Origin of the sequence: Streptomyces siamensis, from assembly GCF_039543605.1 — a bacterium.
Taxonomy (GTDB): domain Bacteria; phylum Actinomycetota; class Actinomycetes; order Streptomycetales; family Streptomycetaceae; genus Streptomyces; species Streptomyces siamensis.
On record NZ_BAABKB010000004.1, the window covers coordinates 290,835 to 307,837 of the forward strand.

Annotated in this window: 17 protein-coding genes and 1 pseudogene; 6 read left to right on the plus strand and 12 right to left on the minus strand. The window is 72.3% G+C overall.

All coding sequences use genetic code 11. The features are described 5' to 3' along the window. Positions 1 to 91 precede the first annotated feature (91 nt). From ABEB03_RS11370 to ABEB03_RS11380, 3 genes and pseudogenes are all read right to left on the minus strand, one after another. The gene (locus ABEB03_RS11370) at positions 92 to 508 is read right to left on the minus strand and encodes a hypothetical protein (RefSeq protein WP_345645681.1); all 417 of its coding nucleotides are present in this window, start codon (positions 506 to 508) and stop codon (positions 92 to 94) included. A 192-nt stretch (positions 509 to 700) separates the two neighbouring features. Continuing rightward, a pseudogene (locus ABEB03_RS11375) lies at positions 701 to 856 on the minus strand (protein phosphatase); the annotation flags it as partial. Between the two features lie 165 nt (positions 857 to 1,021). Further along, the gene (locus tag ABEB03_RS11380; RefSeq protein WP_345645685.1) at positions 1,022 to 1,915 is read right to left on the minus strand and encodes a serine hydrolase; all 894 of its coding nucleotides are present in this window, start codon (positions 1,913 to 1,915) and stop codon (positions 1,022 to 1,024) included. An 844-nt stretch (positions 1,916 to 2,759) separates the two neighbouring features. Between ABEB03_RS11380 and ABEB03_RS11385 the strand changes: the two genes are divergently transcribed. The 4 genes from ABEB03_RS11385 (at position 2,760) to ABEB03_RS11400 (ending at position 6,943) form a co-directional block, all read left to right on the plus strand. Further along, the gene (locus tag ABEB03_RS11385; RefSeq protein WP_345645689.1) at positions 2,760 to 3,227 is read left to right on the plus strand and encodes an SH3 domain-containing protein; all 468 of its coding nucleotides are present in this window, start codon (positions 2,760 to 2,762) and stop codon (positions 3,225 to 3,227) included. Between the two features lie 199 nt (positions 3,228 to 3,426). Next, a complete protein-coding gene (locus ABEB03_RS11390; RefSeq protein ID WP_345645693.1) occupies positions 3,427 to 4,338 on the plus strand; it encodes a helix-turn-helix domain-containing protein in 912 nt (303 codons plus the stop codon). 57 nt (positions 4,339 to 4,395) lie between these two features. Then, complete coding sequence (locus tag ABEB03_RS11395) at positions 4,396 to 5,586, plus strand: M20 family metallopeptidase (protein ID WP_345645696.1); 1,191 nt, start codon at positions 4,396 to 4,398, stop codon at positions 5,584 to 5,586. Positions 5,587 to 5,782: 196 nt separating this feature from the next. Continuing rightward, on the plus strand, positions 5,783 to 6,943 hold the full coding sequence (locus ABEB03_RS11400) for a hypothetical protein (RefSeq protein ID WP_345645699.1): 1,161 nt from the start codon (positions 5,783 to 5,785) through the stop codon (positions 6,941 to 6,943). Between the two features lie 54 nt (positions 6,944 to 6,997). Here ABEB03_RS11400 and ABEB03_RS11405 read toward each other — a convergent pair whose 3' ends face one another. From ABEB03_RS11405 to ABEB03_RS11425, 5 genes are all read right to left on the minus strand, one after another. Continuing rightward, positions 6,998 to 7,654, minus strand: coding sequence for a maleylpyruvate isomerase N-terminal domain-containing protein (locus ABEB03_RS11405; protein WP_345645702.1), 657 nt, complete (start codon positions 7,652 to 7,654; stop codon positions 6,998 to 7,000). A gap of 92 nt (positions 7,655 to 7,746) precedes the next feature. Continuing rightward, a complete protein-coding gene (locus ABEB03_RS11410; RefSeq protein WP_345645705.1) occupies positions 7,747 to 8,427 on the minus strand; it encodes a GOLPH3/VPS74 family protein in 681 nt (226 codons plus the stop codon). A 181-nt stretch (positions 8,428 to 8,608) separates the two neighbouring features. Beyond that, entirely contained in the window at positions 8,609 to 9,865 is a 1,257-nt protein-coding gene (locus ABEB03_RS11415) for a serine hydrolase domain-containing protein (protein WP_345645708.1), read from the minus strand. A gap of 389 nt (positions 9,866 to 10,254) precedes the next feature. Further along, entirely contained in the window at positions 10,255 to 10,911 is a 657-nt protein-coding gene (locus ABEB03_RS11420) for a class F sortase (protein ID WP_345645711.1), read from the minus strand. Positions 10,912 to 11,027: 116 nt separating this feature from the next. Continuing rightward, entirely contained in the window at positions 11,028 to 11,630 is a 603-nt protein-coding gene (locus tag ABEB03_RS11425; RefSeq protein ID WP_345645714.1) for a hypothetical protein, read from the minus strand. 583 nt (positions 11,631 to 12,213) lie between these two features. Between ABEB03_RS11425 and ABEB03_RS11430 the strand changes: the two genes are divergently transcribed. Further along, entirely contained in the window at positions 12,214 to 12,438 is a 225-nt protein-coding gene (locus ABEB03_RS11430; RefSeq protein WP_345645717.1) for a hypothetical protein, read from the plus strand. A 33-nt stretch (positions 12,439 to 12,471) separates the two neighbouring features. Here the strand turns inward: ABEB03_RS11430 and ABEB03_RS11435 are convergent, their stop codons facing one another. From ABEB03_RS11435 to ABEB03_RS11445, 3 genes are all read right to left on the minus strand, one after another. Beyond that, positions 12,472 to 13,161: a beta-glucanase gene (locus tag ABEB03_RS11435; protein ID WP_345645721.1), complete on the minus strand. Its 690-nt coding sequence runs from the start codon at positions 13,159 to 13,161 to the stop codon at positions 12,472 to 12,474. 88 nt (positions 13,162 to 13,249) lie between these two features. After that, positions 13,250 to 13,864, minus strand: a complete 615-nt coding sequence (locus ABEB03_RS11440; RefSeq protein ID WP_345645725.1) for a 3'-5' exonuclease — start codon at positions 13,862 to 13,864, stop codon at positions 13,250 to 13,252. 103 nt (positions 13,865 to 13,967) lie between these two features. After that, positions 13,968 to 14,423: a MarR family winged helix-turn-helix transcriptional regulator gene (locus ABEB03_RS11445; RefSeq protein ID WP_345645729.1), complete on the minus strand. Its 456-nt coding sequence runs from the start codon at positions 14,421 to 14,423 to the stop codon at positions 13,968 to 13,970. Between the two features lie 170 nt (positions 14,424 to 14,593). Between ABEB03_RS11445 and ABEB03_RS11450 the strand changes: the two genes are divergently transcribed. Then, a complete protein-coding gene (locus ABEB03_RS11450; RefSeq protein WP_345645732.1) occupies positions 14,594 to 16,048 on the plus strand; it encodes an MFS transporter in 1,455 nt (484 codons plus the stop codon). Positions 16,049 to 16,205: 157 nt separating this feature from the next. Here the strand turns inward: ABEB03_RS11450 and ABEB03_RS11455 are convergent, their stop codons facing one another. After that, entirely contained in the window at positions 16,206 to 16,862 is a 657-nt protein-coding gene (locus tag ABEB03_RS11455) for a GNAT family N-acetyltransferase (protein ID WP_345645735.1), read from the minus strand. Positions 16,863 to 17,003 lie beyond the last annotated feature (141 nt).

The window sequence follows — 17,003 nt, forward strand, 5'->3', positions numbered from 1 at the left end:
CGGGGCGAGTCGTGGCGGATCACGGGCGCGCGGCGGCACGCCCCGGCGGCGCCCTCGTGCCAGGGCGCGGACGGGGAGTGCGGGCGGGCGTCTAGAGCCGCCAGACGCAGTGCAGCGCACGGATGCCACGACGGCCCGCCGCGGCGAGCGGCCCGCGCGGACCTCCACCGGAGGTGTGCGCGGCTCCGGGTGCGACGGCCGTGGACGGCGGGGTGTCCGGTCCGTCGTGGCCGGGCCCCGCGCCGGTTTCCCCGGTGCGGGGCCGGTCCGCCACATGGTCGACATGCCCGTCGGCCGTGTGGTCGTGACCGGGGGGCGGCTTGATCCCGTCAGCGATGTGCGCCTCGCCGTCCGCGCGGGAGATGACCGGGAAGGGCGTGTGGGTGCCCCCGAGAGCGGCGCCGTGCACGGCTCCCGCGAGATGGGCGACGACGATCAGGACGACCCCGAGGAGCAGCCAGAGCCGTCCGGCCCCCGGTGTCCTCGTCCTGACGCGCGACCCGATCATATGCACAGAGTATGCGCACGACCGCACCGAGTTACGTAACGACGGTCCGGCTCGCCCGTCACATGCGCACGATCACCAGGGCGGTGTCGTCGGTGGCACCACTGGCCGGAAGCAGGTCCCCGAGCAAGGCGTCGGCCAGGACCTCGGGAGCGGCTCCCCGGTGACGCGCCAGAGAGTCCGCGAGCCGCGTCAGGCCGGGTGATGGCCGACCGGCCGGGGCGCGGGCAGCATCGCGGCCTGCAGCGTCAGGGCGACCTCACGCTCCCGGGCGTGCGCCTGCCGTAGCCGTTCGTTGACCTCCTGGAGTTCGCGGGCGCGGGTGTACAGCTCCGCCTCCAGCACGGTCGATTCCCGGTTCCGTCACCCGCTCCTGCCCCGCCGTTCGCCCGCTGGGGGCTCCCACCATAGGAGCGGGCGCCCGGCAGGCCGGCGATGCCGCCGCGGCCGAGCGGGGCGTTCACACCGACGGCCCCGGGCCGGCGGATGTCCGGCCGCCGGGAGCGGTTCCGGAACTCAGGAAGCGGCGGCGCCGGACGCGTTCAGGTCGTGGTTGACCGCGCGGGCGGCGGCCTCCAGGGTGGCCACGCCTTCGTCCATCGTGCGGTTGTCCTGGGAGAGCACTGCCATCCCGTAGTCGTGGCCGCCACCGGTGAACACGCCGACGCTGTGCACCCTCCAGCCATGGGTGTCCAGCGGCAGCCAGCCGTTCTTGACGTGGACGGCCGCGTTCGCCGGCGCCCCGGCGGGCGCGCCCCAGCGCTGGTCCGCGACGACGTGGCCCATCAGCCGAAGAGCGTAGGCGCGCGCGTTCCGGCCGAGGACCGGGTTGTCGGCGGTGAGCAGCCGCAGCAGCTTGAGCTGGTCGGCGGCCGTGATCCGGGTCCGCCCCCAGTGGTTCGCCGATCCGGGCACGGTGTCCTTCATGCCGGCCTGGTCCAGGAAGTGCTGGATGCCGTCGGCGCCGATCCGGTGCCACAGGGTGTTGGTCGCGTCGTTGTCGGACTTGGTGATCATCGCGGTGGTCAGCTTCACCTCGTCGGCGGTGAGCTTGCGCTTCTCCTCCGCGGCCTGCCGCAGCAGGGCGCCGAGGACGGTGACCTTGACCACGCTCGCCGAGTCGAAGGCCGCGTCGGCGCGGTACGCGCAGGAGGTCCCCGTGGTGCGGTCGTAGACCGCGAGGGCCGAGGTGTCCTTACGGCCGCGGAGGGCCTCGGCTATGTCCCGCGCCAGCCGGTCCGCCAGCGCCGACCGCTTCGAGGAACACGTCACCTTCGCGCCGGCGACGGTCGTCGAGGCGGAGCTCGCGTGGGCGGGGGCGGCGGTCGCGAGCGCCGCCAGCGCCGTTCCCGCGGCCATGGCCGCGGCGAGTCCACGGCGCGCTCGGCGCGATGTCTGCGTTCCCGGCATGGATCGTCCGTCCTGCTGCGTGTCGGCGGGAGTGTCTGTTCGGGGCCGTGGGCGGACCCGGCCGACGGCGACGCTACAGGGCGGCATTGATCAACTGACCGGCAAATGCACCTTTATGCCCGAAATGAGAGGTAGGTGGCAATGTGACATTCGCTACGGAAACGGGCGTATCGCCATCGCGCCGACGCCGAGCGTGACGGCGGCACGCTGGGGCCTCGACGCAGTCGCCGGTGCGCCCCTCGCCGTGTTCGCCGGCGCGTCCTTCGCTACGTCCGCACGACCGCCCGGGCCCGATCCCCGTACATGCGCCGGCCCTCGGCGCGGCGCGGCACCGTCCGGCCGGCCCGGAACGCACGGCGTGCGCCGCGGCGGGCGTGGCGTGCACCTCGAGGGGCACGGCGTGCACCTCGGCGGGCACGGCATGCACCTCGGCGGGCGCGACGTGCACCTCGGCGGGCGCGACGTGCACCTCGGCGGACATACCGGCGACCGGCTGCACAGGCGCGGCGTCCGCCTCGGCGGGCGTACGGGCGACGGGCCAGGCGGGCGGTACCGGCAACCGGCTCAGCGGGCGTACCGGCGACCAGTTCGACGAACGTACGCACGTCCAGCCGGCCGGGCGCGGCGGGACGCCGTCCCCGGCCCCCGTCGGCGCCGCGCGACCGCTCGGACCTTCCAGCCGTCCCACCTGTGGTCACCCGCACCCGGCGGACCCACCCGCGTCCCCGGGGACGATCCCGCCGTCCCCCGGGACGCGGGGACGGAATCCGCCTCGGCGGCCACGGAAACGCTTGGCGACACGAGATCACACCTCGTGATCCAGAACGTCAGTCCGGAGGTTTCCATGTTGCGTCGGACCATGCAGAGCGGCCTTCTCGCCACGGTCGCGGTGTTCGCGCTGCTGCCCACCGCGGCCGTCGCCGCCGACGCGGGCACCACCGTGTCCCGCCCGGCCCACTCGGCCGCACCGCACGGCACGTACTCACTGCTGCCCGCCCTCGGCTCCAGCCTGCACACCACCACGCGTCACACGCCGATGTACCGGCACCACACCAAGCGCCACGTCACGCACCGCCGCACCCACGCGGTGGGGCGTGTCGTCACCCGGCGCGCCAGGCTGAACGTCCGGTCCGGACCCGGCACCGGATACTCCGTGGTCGGCCACCGGTCCCGGAACGGTCTCGTCCGCCTCGTCTGCCTCCGTGAGGGGTCGTCCGTGTTCGGAGCGCGCCACTGGTACCGGCTCGCACACCACAAGGGGTACGTCTCCGCCCGCTACGTGTACACCCGCGGCTTCGTCCCCTGGTGCTGAGGCGGCCTGACCTCCCCATCCCCCCTTGAACGGCGGCCTGTTCGAGCACCCCGTGCCCGGACAGGCCGTCGGCGTGCCTGCCGCACCGACTCACCCTCCTCATCCGTGCACCAGTGTGTCGCGACACCACTCCCTTGGGAACAGATATTGACAACAGGGTCTAACCACCCATAACGGACGAAAGATTGGGAGTCGTGTCATGCGACAGCCCCCAGGTGCACGGTGTACGACGGCCACGGCGCCACCGGAGCGCCAGGACGAACTGTTCGTGGCCGAGCTGCGTCTGCTGCGGTCGCGTACGGGACTGAGCCTCGCGGCGCTGGCCGCGCGCACCCCGTACAGCAAGTCCGCCTGGCACCGCTATCTCGCCGGGACGAAGGTGCCTCCCCTCTCGGCCGTGGAGGCACTGGCCAGGCTCGCCGGCGTGCAGCCGGGACACCTACGGGGTCTGCATCAGGCCGCGGTGCGCTCGGCCGCACGAACGGACGGCGCCGGGCCCGGCGGCACGAGCCGGGACAGCGGTGGACACCCGGCGGGAACGACCACCGTGCCCACGCCGTCCGCACCCACGCCGTCGCCGTCGCCGTCGCCGTCGAGAGCATCGTCGTCAGGTACGGCGGGTGCCTTCGCCCGGCGGTCGGCCCTGCCGGTCTGCGTCCTGCTCGCCATGGCCGTCGCGGCGGCCGTGACGGCTGCCGCGACCAGCGGGCACCGCGGTCCGCGGAGCGGAGGTGCCGCGTTCTCGACGCGCTGCCGCGGTGTGTCCTGCCAGGGCCAACTGCCGGAGGACTCCGCCTGCGGCCGCGACGCGCGGACCGAGAGCACCGTCACCGACGCCTCGTACGCGGTTCGTCTCCGGTACTCGCCGTCCTGCGGCACCGCCTGGTCCGAGGTGCGGGCCCGCGCCTCCGAACCCCGGGAGATCTCCGTCCGCTCGGGACAGGACGTGCTCTCCGCCGCCTATCCGGGGGACGGCCCCGAGGGTTCCACCAGCCCCATGCTGACCGTGCGCTCTCCGGAGGGTGTGGAGGCCTGCGCGGAGGTCGACGGGAAACTGGCGTGCACCGGCCTCGACGACGGCCGGGAGACCGATCCCGTCGAGCGACGGTGAGCCGGCGCCTGCCCGATCGGGGCCTGGCCGGCTGCGTCATGAGATACGAGGAGACACGTGGACGAGAACGCGGCGGCCGCCGGCAGGAAGTGCGCGTCCGTGATCGAGCTGGCCCGCCGACTGGTCCGCCTGCCCAGCAGGGGCGGCCTCGACGACTACGGTCCGGTCCTCGCCGCCGTGGAGTCGTGGCTCGCCGGACGGGCCCTCCCGCACCGGCGCCTGCACGACCCCGACGGCGCTCCCGTCGGCGTCGTGGTGGAGATTCCGGGCGCCGGGCCCGGCCGGTGGTGGACGCTCGACGCCTGCCTGGACACCGCCCCCTTCGGGGACGAGGACGCCTGGTCCTTCCCACCGACCTCGGGCGAGGTCGTCGGCCCCTGGCTGCTGGGCCGCGGGGCGGCCGACTCCAAGCTGGCGGCGGCGATGTTCTGCCACATCGCCGCCGACGTACGGGACGAGGCCGCCGACACGCACGGCGGCCTCGCCGTGCTGCTGGACGTCGACGAGCACACCGGCGCGTTCGGCGGCGCCCGCGCCTATCTCGCGGACCCCCGTGCGCCCCGTCCCGCCGGAGTCATGATCGGCTATCCGGGCCCGGACGAACTCGTCGTCGGCGGGCGGGGGCTGTGGCGTGCGCGTCTCCACGTCCACGGCACCGCCGGTCATTCCGGTTCACGCGCGACCGTGCTCGGCGCGATCTCGCGGGCGGCACGCCTCGTCGGTCTCCTCGACGGAGCCGAACTCCCTCTCCCCGGGCCGGCAAGCCCCTTTCCCCTGCCGCCGAAACTGACCGTCACCGCCGTGCACGGCGGTGACGGGTTCTCCGTGACTCCCGACCTGTGCGTGATCAATGTCGACGTGCGGCTGACGCCCGACTTCGACGCGCACGACGCGGAGGCGCTCGTACGCCGGGCGGTGGACGACCTCGACGAGGTGCTGCCCGGGCCCCGCGGCACGGACGTCGAACCGGTCGCCGCCTGGCCCCCGTTCCGGCTCCGCCCCGACGAGGAGCCGGCGGCGGCACTGCTGGCCGCCGCCCACGCGGTCGGCCTCGCGCCACGCCCGAAGACCGCCGGACCGTCGAACATCGGGAACCTGCTCGCCGGCGAGGGCATCCCCGCGACTGCAGGGTTCGGTGTGCGCCATGAGGGCCTGCACGGCACGGACGAACGCGCCGATCTCACGGACCTCCCCCTGGTCTACGCCGCCTACCACGGAGCCGTCCGCAGCTTGCTCGCCGCGCCATGACGGGATGCGGGTGCCGGCCGCGGCGCCGCCGGGGGGCCGATCGCGTGCCCTCGATCCGCACATTCACAAACAGGATGAATCGAACATAGTCACCCGTCTGGGGATGTCCGTGATCCACGGGGACCTCGCTGACTCCCACGCGACCCGCGGTGACCATACTGGGAACGCACACCGCACCCCACCAGCAAAGTGACACATGTCCAAGCCCCCTACCGCCCGTGTCGCGGCCCCGGAAACGGTCTGGCTGGCACGCGGGCGGCACACCGGACCCGACCCGCAGGAGCTGCTGCGGGAGAACCTGCGGCAGCTGAAGGCCGACGGCACGATCGACGACTTCATGGAGCCGGAGCGCTCCGCGCTCTGCGACGAGCGGGCCTTCGAGGCCCGCTGGCACGTCGACGGCACCGGAACCGTGCGTGCACGGCTCACCGTCGAACCACCGGAGCGGCCGGAGCGTTCCGACGACTGGCGATGGACGCTCGCCGCCGAGGCGGACCGCCCGTGGAACCCCGACTGGTCCTCCCCCGCGACCAGGTTCTGGCCCGACACGGACGACGCCTCGTGGGATCACGACGTCGTACCGGGCCTGCGTCTGCGGGACACCAATCCACTCCCCAGGGAGGACGCCGCCCTGCGCCGGCTGCTCAAGGACGCCGCGCGGCACAGCTGGAGCATCAACGTCGTCGTCCACGAGGCCATGACGCCCGATCCTCGTGGCCGGCTCCCGCTGACCCGTCTGCTGCCGCCGGTGCTGCGGCACCGCGTCGTGGAGCACCGCGCCGCGCCCGAGCAGTTCCAGGCCGTCAACTGGGCACTGAGCGACCTGGGTACGTCGGTGCCGCGCGGCGGTGCGGTCATCCTGCCCGGCACCCCGCTGAGGCCTGGGTACGACGACGAGGCCTTCACCGTACGCAGTGTGTTCCTCGACGGCTCGGAGCCGACGGAGCTCCTGGAGAAGATCGTGCGGTACGCGGAGCTGCCCTGGCCACTGCCGGACGGTGCGGCCGAGGCGCTCGCCGCGCTGCGCCAGGACTGGCACCTGGTGACCATCGAGGAGGAACTCGCCCATGCCCGGGCGCTGTTGGACTCCTATGCCGAGGCGCTCGACGCCATGACCAAGTCGCGTGACCTGTACCGCGAGGCCACCGAACTCGCGCACGCGGCCCTGGCCGACCTCAAGGACGCCCAGGGCGCGGCGGGCTCGACGGGCGCGGCACCGCACGATCGGGCGCCGCACCCGCTGGCGAAGACGCTCCAGCGGGTCGCGGGCAGCATGTGGTCGCGGCGCGCGACGGGCGACGCCACACCCGCGGCGGAGGCACCCGATCCGAAGACCGCCGCCCGCAGGCCCGACTAGGGCCCGTCGACCGCTGGACCCGCGCTCGACCCGGTCCGGGCGCGGGCGGGTGTGTCAGCCGAGCACGAACGGCAGTCGGGCGGCCGGCTCGCCGAGTGCGGTCCTCTCCGCGTCGGTCGGTGCCCGGCGGCCGGTGCCGACCAGGAGCGCGTCCTTGTCGCCGAACGACGCGGGGAACACGGCGCCGGCGATCTGCTCCAGCATCGCGCGGGACCGGGCCAGGCCCTCCGCCGGCGGATCCGCCGCGTCCGGGAGGTACGCGACCAGGTCGAGGTGGTGCAGCGTCCACTCCAGGACGTACGCGGTGAGATAGTCGCCCACCGTGAGTACCTCGTCGCGGGTGCTCACGAGGGCGCCGGGGTCGGCGAGTTCGGCGGCCCGGCCCGTGGCGGAGCCGACGTCGTCCAGGTGGAACTTGAGCAGACCCGGTTCCCCGTACGCGGCCGCCAGCCGGACGATCAGCGCGTCGAGCGGGTCCTCACCGGTCGGCGGTCGGTCCGCCACGTTCCAGTAGGTGACCGCGTCCACGGTCGGTTCCGTGTCGGCGGGGGTGACGAGGGTGATCAGGACGTCCTGCGCGTCGATGACCAGATGGCACGCCAGGTCCCTGACCAGCCAGCCGGCGCAGCCGGAAGGCCGGTCGAAGTCCTTGTCGGGGAGTTCGGCGACCGCCGTGCGCAAGGCCGTCCACGAGCGTGAGAAGAGATCCACCTCGGCACGGTAGTGCGGCGCCGAGGGGACCGACAAGCACATGTGGAGGGCCGGGGCGGGAACCTGCCGTACGGTCCGTGCGGGCCCACCGGTCAGGGGCCGCGCCAGACGTTCGCGAACGCGGCGTTCTCGATGGCCCGCCGCTGCCGTACGGCTTCGAGTTCCATGACGGCGTCATGGACGGCGGCCAGCACGGCCGTCTCAGGGTCGTCGCCACCGGCCGGAGTCTCCTCCCGCGCGACGTCCTCGCCCGGGGCCTCCTCAGACATTTCCTCGCCGTACCCGGCCGAGGCGTCCTCGACGAAGGCCTTCTCGCCGTGGATCCCGACGGCGGCCGCCAGGGCGTCGAGGACGGGGTCGTGCGACGTCCAGCGGTTCAGGGCGTGTTGACGCTCGGGCGAGTCGGCCGGTTCCATGCGGGCGGTGCCGAGCGACAGCCGGCCGCGCCGGTGCTCCGTGAGGAGACCTGCCTCCATGAGGGCGCTCTGGTATGCCTGGGACAGGTCACGGCCCCGGCGCCAGAGCCAGTCCTCGACACGTTCGTACGGAGCGTCCCGGTCCAGCAGGGACGCGGCCTCGCCCAACAGCGCATCGTCCGTCGCCGGCTGACCGGCGGTCGGCACGATGCGGTCTCCGTCGATGTCGACGGCCCGGCCGCCGAGGAGATCGATCAGCTCGGCTCCGGCGAGCGCCAGCGACAGGTCGCCCTGTCCCACGGGACGGCTCGGCTCCACGTCGAGGGCGACGATGAACAGATCCTTGGCCGTGGTCATGAACGGCTCCCCTCGCAGTTGTCGGCGACGGCGCGTCCGGCCCGCCGCCTGCCCGCTCCCGGTCCGCCCGCGGGCCGGTCGGCGCACGGGATGCCTACGGTGCCAGACTCGCAGGACGACATGCCAGGCATCAGGCTCCCCATGTGCCCGGGACACCCTGGCGGACGGGCCGGGCCGCGGCTCATCGGGCCGCCGGCTGTGCGGGCAGGTCGAAGACGTGTTCCGGTGTGATGATCTTGGTGATCGCCTGGCCGAACAGCGTGCTCGGCTCCGTGTCGTCCTGGCCGATGTCCGTGTTGAGCACCACCACGAGCGTCGCCCGGGCCGACGGCAGATAGATGGTCAGGGACTCGTAGCCGGGCAGCGAGCCGTTGTGGCCGATCCAGCCCTGGACGTCGAAGATGCCCAGCCCGTACCCGGCCCCCGGGATCGTGGTGGGCGGTGTGGTGAGCCGCTGCTTCTGCGTGGCGGGACTCACCATGGTGCGGCCGTCGGGCAGGATCCCCGTGGCGACCGTGCGCGCCCAGACACGCAGGTCCTGGAGTGTCGAGATCATCGCACCGGCCGCCCAGCCCCAGGACGGGTTCCAGTCGGTCGAGACCTCGACCTTCCCCGTCGCCGTCTGGTTCGTGTATCCCTGCGCGTGCGGAGTGGGGAACGCCGCGTCGTCGGGGAACGACGTGTCGTCCAGGCCCGCGGGCGTCAGGATGTTCTTCTGGATGAAGTCCGAGAGCCGCCGGCCGCTCTCCTTCTCGACGACCAGGCCGAGCAGGATGAGGTTGGTGTTGGAGTAGTAGAACTTCTCACCGGGCGGGAACAGCACGGGGTGCCTGAAGGCGTAGTTGAGCAGTTCCTGCGGGGTGAAGGGGCGCTGCGGGTCGGTGGTCAGCGCCTTGAAGAAGTCCGGGTCCTCGGAGTAGTTGTAGAGGCCGCTGCGCATCCCGGCCAGCTGGCGCAGGGTGATCGTGTCCCCGTTGGGCACTCCGCTGATGTACTTGCCGATCGGGTCGTCGAGTGTCACCTTGCCGCGGTCGACCAGCTGCAGCAGCGCGGTCACCGTGAACGTCTTCGTCTCGCTGCCGATCCGCGTGAACAGATCGGGCGTCATTCGCTGCCCGGTGCTCTTGTCCGCGACCCCGAACGAGCGCACGTAGTTGCCCTTGTCGGGTGTCCACACCCCCACCGTCACGCCCGGTACCTTCGCCTCCTGCTGCACCTTCTGCACGGCTTCGTCGATCTGCCGTCTGACGGCCGGGGTGAGTTCCTGGAAGCCGGACGCCGACGAGTCGGACGGTGACGGTGGGTCGGCCGCCGCGGTCGCCGCGGGTAGGTACGCGGGTGCCCCGAAGGCCGCGCCACCCGCCGTCGGCACCATGAGCGCCCCCACCGCCACGGCGGTCACGGCCCCTCTGTGCAATCGCCTGTACGAGTGGGTCATGGGCTGACTCCAACCGCAAGAGGACGAGACCCGCGATCGCCTACGACGACAGCGGGTCGGAAAGATGTCCGCCTGCGGGGACGCCCGGCGGAGGTTCCGCCGAGCGAGAGCGTCCGGGGCGAGCGGACGAGGTGGTGGGGCCGGGCTAGTCGCCTGCGGCACAACCGCGGCGGACGGCGCGGGACGACGGACCGCGGATCACGGCCGACGTGGCGCGTCGCGAGTCGCGATGACGCCGTAGGAGACAAGCTCCATGCCCCTACGGCACCAGCATAGGAGCGGCCGTCGCACGCCGCCTGTCGGACGTCGGGGCACATGCGGCGCCGCCCCGGGCACGGCCGGGACCGCGTCGCGTGCCGCTCTCCCGGGCCGTGTCCTCGTGCCGCGGTTCAGACGAGATGGGCGAAGACGACCAGGTTCTCGGTGTAGTCCTTGGCGGTGTGGTCGTAGGAGCCCGCGCAGGTGATGAGCCGGACCTGGGCCTGGGGGGTGTCGGCGTACACGCTGTCGGGGAAGTCGTCCTTCTCGAAGGTCTCGGCGCTGTCGACCACGAACCGGGCCGTCCGGCCGTCGGCCCGTTCGACCTCGAAGTGGTCGCCCTCCTCCAACTCGCTGAGGTCCACGAACACGGCGGCCGAGGTCTTCGTGTCGACATGGCCGGCGATGATCGCGGTCCCGGGCTCGCCCGGCGAGACACCGGCCGCGTGCCATCCGACGAGGTTCACGTCGTCGGCGGGCGGAGGTTCGAGGCGGCCCGAGGGGCCGATGGAGAGAGCGGTGAACGGGGCGTCCACCGAGATCTTCGGGATGAGCAGGCGCGTCGGAGCGGACCGCGGCAGGTGTTTGCCCGCCTTCGCGATCGCCGACGGTGAGAGCGCCGCGGAGCCGTGGGGTCCGCGGGAGGCTCCGGCCGACGGGTCATGACTGCCGATCAGCCCCAGGGCCATGATCAGCAGGCCGATGGACCAGGTGAGCAGGGTGCGGCCGGAGCGGGCGCCCTGCCCCGGCTCGGCGCTATCGGTTGGTGAGGACGACCGGGCTGCCATCGGGAACCACCTCGCAAGAACGCGGCAGCAGTGGGGCACAGCGGAAGGAGGGGCGAGTCGCGGCCGCCACGGTGTGCACACGCGGCGGCCGCGACTGCTATCGCACAGGCCTGCGGTCAGGACAAACCGTCGGACGTCTTCTTGCGGCGCATCGCGAAGGCGCCCGCCGCGGCGACGGCCAGGACCGCCGCGCCGCCGGCGGTGACGCTCGGGGAAGCGAGCCCGCCACCACCGGTGTGCATGCCGCCGCTGGGCTTGTCGCGGTCGTCGCCCGAGTCGCTGCCGTAGTCGGAGCCCTTGTCCTTGTAGGTCTCCGGGTCGAACCTGCTGTCGTTGCCGCTGTCGTTGCCATTGTTGTTGCCGTTGTTGTTTCCGTTGTTGTTGCCGCTGCCGCCGCCGTCCTTGCCCCAGTCGTCGTCGCTCTTCAGCATCGAGAGGGCACCGCCACCGGTGTGCATGCCGCCGCTCGGCTTGCCGTGGCTGCTGCCCTCGTCGTCCCCCTTGCTGTATGAAGAGTCATGATCGCTCCCCCCGTCGTGGGAGGAGTTGTCACCCTTGCTGTAGGAGTCGTCGTTGCTGTTGGAGTCGTTCTGCTTGCTGTAGGACGAGTCGTCGCCGGAATCCCGGTCGAACAGGCCTGTGGCGTGGGCACCGGGAGCGGCGATCGCGAGGGCCGCCGTGGCCGTCGCGGTGGCGAGGAGCATGCGGGCAGAGCGCATCGTCGAAGTCCTTCCGTCTCGGCCGGGCAGCTGGCGCTGTGTCAGCTCAAGAGAACCCGGCCTCGACGTGATCCACCGTCAGTGAGTCCCTTCCGTCCCACCACTCGGGCGGCTCACCTGGGCTACCCCTGTGTCCGCTCATGTTTGACCCGGCCGACGACCCGACCGGCCCGGCCGTGAATGGCTGACCTGGCGGTTCATCACGGATGGCCGAAGCCCCCGCCTCCGGGGCGACGCCCCGGAAACAACCCGTTCGGCTGGACACACCTCCGGCGCGCCTCCGGCACTTCGTGATCAAGGTGTGGCACCGGCACCGGGCGGGCCACCCCGGATGACCGCTCAGTAGGTTACGTATCGGTAGCCGTCGCGGGGAGGTCCGCCGCCGGGACCGGCCGCCGGACGCGAGCGGACACAGAACTGACATTCCCTGACGCCCTGTTCGACACCGATGGGCGTCCCCTGCCCACCCCCTGACCGGTTCTGGCCGAGCCGACCGGATCACCACGACGACGTCGTCCGGGCCCTAACGTCGAGGCAGCGCAGTACCGAGACACACCCACCGACCCGAGTCGAGGATCCACGCGTGCACGACGCACCGATCTACGCCCAGCTGATCTCAGAACGCGGCGACATTCCCCTCCTGGTGCGAAGCGAAGCTCGCCGACTGCGGCGCGAGTTCGAATGGATCCTCAGCTGGGACCCCTCCGCGGGTGGTCCGCTTCCCGGACACACGGGCCGGTCGGAGTCCGCTCCCCGGCCGTCGGGCCCCGACGGTTCCCGTGCCGCCCCGGGCGACCGGATCGCCTGATCCGGTGGCCGGATCCTTCGGGTCCGGCGCCCGTCAGGAAGGCTCGTCCGTCGCGCCGTAGGGGCTGCCGGGCCGAGGTCGGCGCACCACCAGACGGGCCACCTCGAAGCACATCTCGGAGACGCCGGGGGACGGTGGCGGGTGGTAACGCCCCGCGCAGACGGAGAGATTGACGATGAGGTGGGCGTGCCAGGTGCGGCCCACTCCGCGGTGGTCGGTGAAGACCCGCTCGCCGTTGACGCTCCAGGCGACGGAGCGGGCACCGAAGGAGACCGCCAGGTCCAGCCAGGCGCCCGGACGGACGGCTTCGTCGCGGTAGTACTTGTGCCCACCGCGTACGTGGTTGGAGAGCTCCAGCAGGTCGGGATTGTCGGGGTGGTACTCGAACACGTCGATCTCCTGGCCTCCGTCCCGCCAGGTCCAGACGGCCGGCCAGGCGCCGGTCTCCTCGGGAAGCCGCACCCGCGTCTCCAGGACGTCGCCGGTGCGCACCATGAATCCGTCGTCGCTGCCCTCGGTCGTCAGCAGGCCGGCGTCCCATCGGCCGTCCGGCCGCCGGGTGGCGCGGAAGGTGCCCGTGCGGGAGTAGGCGGGGTCCGCCACGAGGTGGTCGAGCTTGTCGTCGTCCGGGTTGACCGGTCCGCCGTCGGGATAGGCCCAGGAACGCCCCGCGATCCATTGCCTCGCCGAGGCGAAGTCCGCGGTGAAGACGACATCGGACACGCGCGGGCTCCTCGACGACGGCGTTCGCGTACGTCCCTGGTTCTCCCCGGCGGACGGTCACTCATACGCCGCGCGCCCGGACCGGCCGTCAAACAACCCGTCGGGGTGAGCCGGGTGCAGGGGGCTGCCTCCGTGGCGCCGGAAGGTCCGGCCAGGCCCCGCGCTCGACGAGGCCGAGGATCAGGGCGGCGATGTTCCAGGCGTCGTCCTCGCCCCGGTGGTGCCGCCCCTCCAGCGGAAGTCCCGCGACGCGCAGCGCCTGCGCCATGCCCGGCCGCTTGCGCAGGCCGTGCGCGTCGGTGAAGACCGCCTTGGCGTTGGTGTGGCGATGACCGAAGGGGTACGTGGTTCCGGTGGCGCGGCACTGGCGGGTGAACTGACGGCGGTCGTAGTCGCCCCAGCTCGCCCATGGGCGTTCGCCCGCGCGGTGCCGGGCGGCCAGGATCCGGCAGGCCTCCGCGAAGGGGACTCCCGCCGCGACCTCCTCCTGGGTCAGTCCGGTGAGTTCGGTGCAGAAGGGGCTGACGGCCGAGCGGGCCGGCGCTACCAGGAGGCGGTGCTTCTCGACGCGCTCGCCCGTGCCCAGATCGACAACGGTCAGTCCGATCTCGATGATCTCGCCGACCGCGCCCGGCGGGGGCTGCCCCTCCCAGCAGGTCGCCTCGACGTCGATGACATTCAGCAGTCCCCCGGGCTCGGTCATGCGGGGAGCCTAGACAGGCGCGAGTCGCGGGGCATGCGGTTTTCCGGCGGTGGCCGGTCGCCGCCGCGCCCGGGACGCCGCCGTACGCACGCGGCGGCGGCCGTCAGGGCCGGGGCCAGGGGCGTCCGCCGATGCGCTCGATGTCGGTGTTGAAGCGGCGGAGATAGGAGGCGAACGCGGCGATGTCCTCGTCCGGCCATTCCGCCATGACGTTGTCCAGGGAGCGGACGAGCCCCATGCGTTCCTCGTCGAGCAGACGCGCCCCCTCGTTCGTGATGCGGAACTTGCGGGCCATGCCGCCCTCGGGGTCCGGGATGCGCTCCACGAGTCCGGCGCGCATGGCCGCCGCGGTCTGCCGGTTGAGGGTGGACGCGTCCAGCCCGAAGGCGTCGCTCAGCTCACCGATCGACATCGGCCCCTGGACGCGGATCCGGCTGAGCAGGATGTAGGCACTGCGCTCCAGCACGCTGTCCTTGGTACGGCCGCCCTTGTAGTGCAGGAGGCCGTGGCGGCTCAGCAGCATCTGCTCGTACTCGACCTCGTGCGTGGGCCTGACCATCCGCGTGCCGCCTCCTCGTGTTCAGCGAAGCCGCCCGCGCATCTCGTTCCGGTGCGGCCCGAATCCATCCTCCCACAGGTGCATGTATGGGACACATCACGTGCGCTATGCACACGACATGTACGATGCACATCCTTGCTCCCGCAGACAGACACAGGAGGAGTCCCGCTATGGACGCCCCCCAGCCCACCGCCCGCGCAGGCGGCGTGGTCGCCACGCTCGCCTTCGCCGGCACCGTGGCAGCGATCATGCAGACACTGGTCACACCACTGATCGCCGAGCTGCCGCAGATCCTGCACACCTCGTCCTCGAACTCCGCGTGGGTGATCACCGCCACTCTGCTGGTGTCGGCCGTGTGTGTCCCGGTCTCCGGCCGCCTGGGCGACCTCGTGGGCAAGCGGCGGATGCTCCTCGCCTGCTCCGTCCCACTGGTGGCGGGATCCGTCGTGTGCGCGCTCTCGTCCTCGGTCGCGCCCATGATCGTCGGACGCGGTCTCCAGGGCATGGGCATGGGCATGGTGCCCCTCGGCATCGCGCTGCTGCGCGACGTCGTGCCCGCCGAGAAGCTGAGCTCGTCCATCGCGCTGGTCAGCGCATCGATGGGCATCGGCGGCGGCCTCGGCCTGCCGATCTCGGCGGCGGTCGCCCAGTACACGAGCTGGCGCGTGCTGTTCTGGGGCTCCGCGGCGCTCGCCGTGGCGATCGGTGCGCTGATCTGGTTCCTCGTGCCGGACGTACCGGCCGGCGCCAAGGGTCAGCGCTTCGACGGACTGGGGGCGATCGGCCTGGGCGCCGGCCTGGTCTGCCTGCTCCTCGGGGTCTCCAAGGGCGCCGACTGGGGCTGGGGCTCCGTGACGACCCTGGGCCTGCTCGGCGCCTCGGTCGTGGTGCTGCTCGCGTGGGGTGTGTGGGAGCTGAAGGCCCATGACCCGCTGATCGACCTGCGCACCACGGCCCGCCCCCGGGTCCTGTTCACCAACCTCGCCTCGATCTTCGTCGGATTCGGCATGTACGCGAGCATGCTGATCATCCCTCAGCTGCTCCAGTTCCCCGAGGCCACGGGCTACGGCCTGGGCCAGTCGATGCTCGCGGCCGGCCTGTGGATGGCTCCCGGCGGCATCATGATGATGATCGTCTCCCCGCTCGGCGGGAAGCTGACCGACGCCCGCGGCCCCAAGTTCACCCTGGTCTGCGGTGTTCTGGTCATCGCGCTCGGCTACGGCCTGTCACTGGCGCTGATGGGCTCCGCCTGGGGCCTCATGCTCGTCGGCATGGTCATCAACAGCGGTGTCGGTCTCGCCTACGGCTCGATGCCCGCCCTGATCATGACCTCGGTCCCGCTCTCCGAGACCGCCGCCGCCAACGGCTTCAACACGTTGATGCGCGCGCTGGGCACCTCGGTCGGCGCCGCGGTGGTCGGTGTCGTCCTCGCACAGCTGACCACTTCCGTCGCGGGATACACCTTCACCTCCGAGAACGGCTTCCGGACCGGTCTCGTCATCGGCGGCGGGGTCGCACTGATCGCCGCCGCGATCGCGGCCGTCATCCCGGCGGCCCGCGCCGCCGGGGGCGACGGCAAGGGCTCCCCGGCCACCGCGCCCGAGACGGCCGCGGTCGAGGCCTGATCACCCGGAGCGGATTCCGTGCCGGCGTTCCGGCCCCGGCGGCCATCGGGCCGCCGGGGCCGTCGCCGTACCGGGGACGCCTGCGGGCTTTCGTCCCGCGGGGCGGCTCGTGCGCCGTCCCGCGGGAGTCACAGCGGCCGGGCCGCCTCGCACGTCGTCAGGGGACGGTCGGCGCCGCCCCGGGCGCCGTCGACCGTACGGCCGTCGATCGGCCCAGGTACGTGAGAGGGCCCGGGTCCGGAACGTCGATCTCATGGAAGCCGAGACGGTCGTAGAACGCCCGCGCCGCCACGTTCGCGGTGACCATGCCCAGGTGGACGGCGGGTACCCCGCGGTCGTACAACGCGGCCAGGAAGGTGGCCATCAACGCTCGGCCGTGGCCGCGTCGCTGGAAGTCCGGCAGGAGGTCGATGTGCAAGTGCGCGGGGTGATCGGCCAGTTCGGGCACGAGCATGCGCTCGGGCGCGTGCAGCAGCGCGATCATCTCTTCGCTGGGTGTGCCGGGTGGTGCGGTGGGGGCGGGATAGCGGTCGACGACGCGCGGGATCCACTTGTCCCGGAAAGCCCTGACGAACACGTCGGTGTCCGCGGTGCCGACGACGTAGCCGACCACCCGGCCGTGTCCGTCGTCGAGGACGAAGGCCAGCTCGGGCTCCAGGTGGCAGTACGGCTCGGCGAACAGGGACGGCATCAACTCCTCGTCCGGGTAGAGGGCGCGTGAGTCCCCTCCCAAGTCCGCGGTGCTCACGCACACATGGGCGACGTCCGCCCGGTCGGTGGGCCGGTAGGCGCGGATGAACGGCTGTGGCTCCATGGGGGCATCCTGACTATTTGGGAGCGCTCCCACAAGTGGTTTGACACCCTCTCGCCCGGGTCGGGCGCGGGGCTCGACCACTCCGGCGGCGGAGCGACGCCTCGTGACATGCTGGAACCGCTGATCATGCGGTGCGGAGAG

Coding starts and splice junctions, on each gene's coding strand:
- ABEB03_RS11450 (WP_345645732.1), top strand. CDS start 14,594: ATGGACGCCCCCCAGCCCACCGCCCGCGCAGGCGGCGTGGTCGCCACG.
- ABEB03_RS11445 (WP_345645729.1), bottom strand. CDS start 14,423: ATGGTCAGGCCCACGCACGAGGTCGAGTACGAGCAGATGCTGCTGAGC.
- ABEB03_RS11410 (WP_345645705.1), bottom strand. CDS start 8,427: ATGACCACGGCCAAGGATCTGTTCATCGTCGCCCTCGACGTGGAGCCG.
- ABEB03_RS11390 (WP_345645693.1), top strand. CDS start 3,427: ATGCGACAGCCCCCAGGTGCACGGTGTACGACGGCCACGGCGCCACCG.
- ABEB03_RS11420 (WP_345645711.1), bottom strand. CDS start 10,911: ATGGCAGCCCGGTCGTCCTCACCAACCGATAGCGCCGAGCCGGGGCAG.
- ABEB03_RS11440 (WP_345645725.1), bottom strand. CDS start 13,864: ATGACCGAGCCCGGGGGACTGCTGAATGTCATCGACGTCGAGGCGACC.
- ABEB03_RS11455 (WP_345645735.1), bottom strand. CDS start 16,862: ATGGAGCCACAGCCGTTCATCCGCGCCTACCGGCCCACCGACCGGGCG.
- ABEB03_RS11380 (WP_345645685.1), bottom strand. CDS start 1,915: ATGCCGGGAACGCAGACATCGCGCCGAGCGCGCCGTGGACTCGCCGCG.
- ABEB03_RS11400 (WP_345645699.1), top strand. CDS start 5,783: ATGTCCAAGCCCCCTACCGCCCGTGTCGCGGCCCCGGAAACGGTCTGG.
- ABEB03_RS11370 (WP_345645681.1), bottom strand. CDS start 508: ATGATCGGGTCGCGCGTCAGGACGAGGACACCGGGGGCCGGACGGCTC.
- ABEB03_RS11385 (WP_345645689.1), top strand. CDS start 2,760: ATGTTGCGTCGGACCATGCAGAGCGGCCTTCTCGCCACGGTCGCGGTG.
- ABEB03_RS11415 (WP_345645708.1), bottom strand. CDS start 9,865: ATGACCCACTCGTACAGGCGATTGCACAGAGGGGCCGTGACCGCCGTG.
- ABEB03_RS11425 (WP_345645714.1), bottom strand. CDS start 11,630: ATGCGCTCTGCCCGCATGCTCCTCGCCACCGCGACGGCCACGGCGGCC.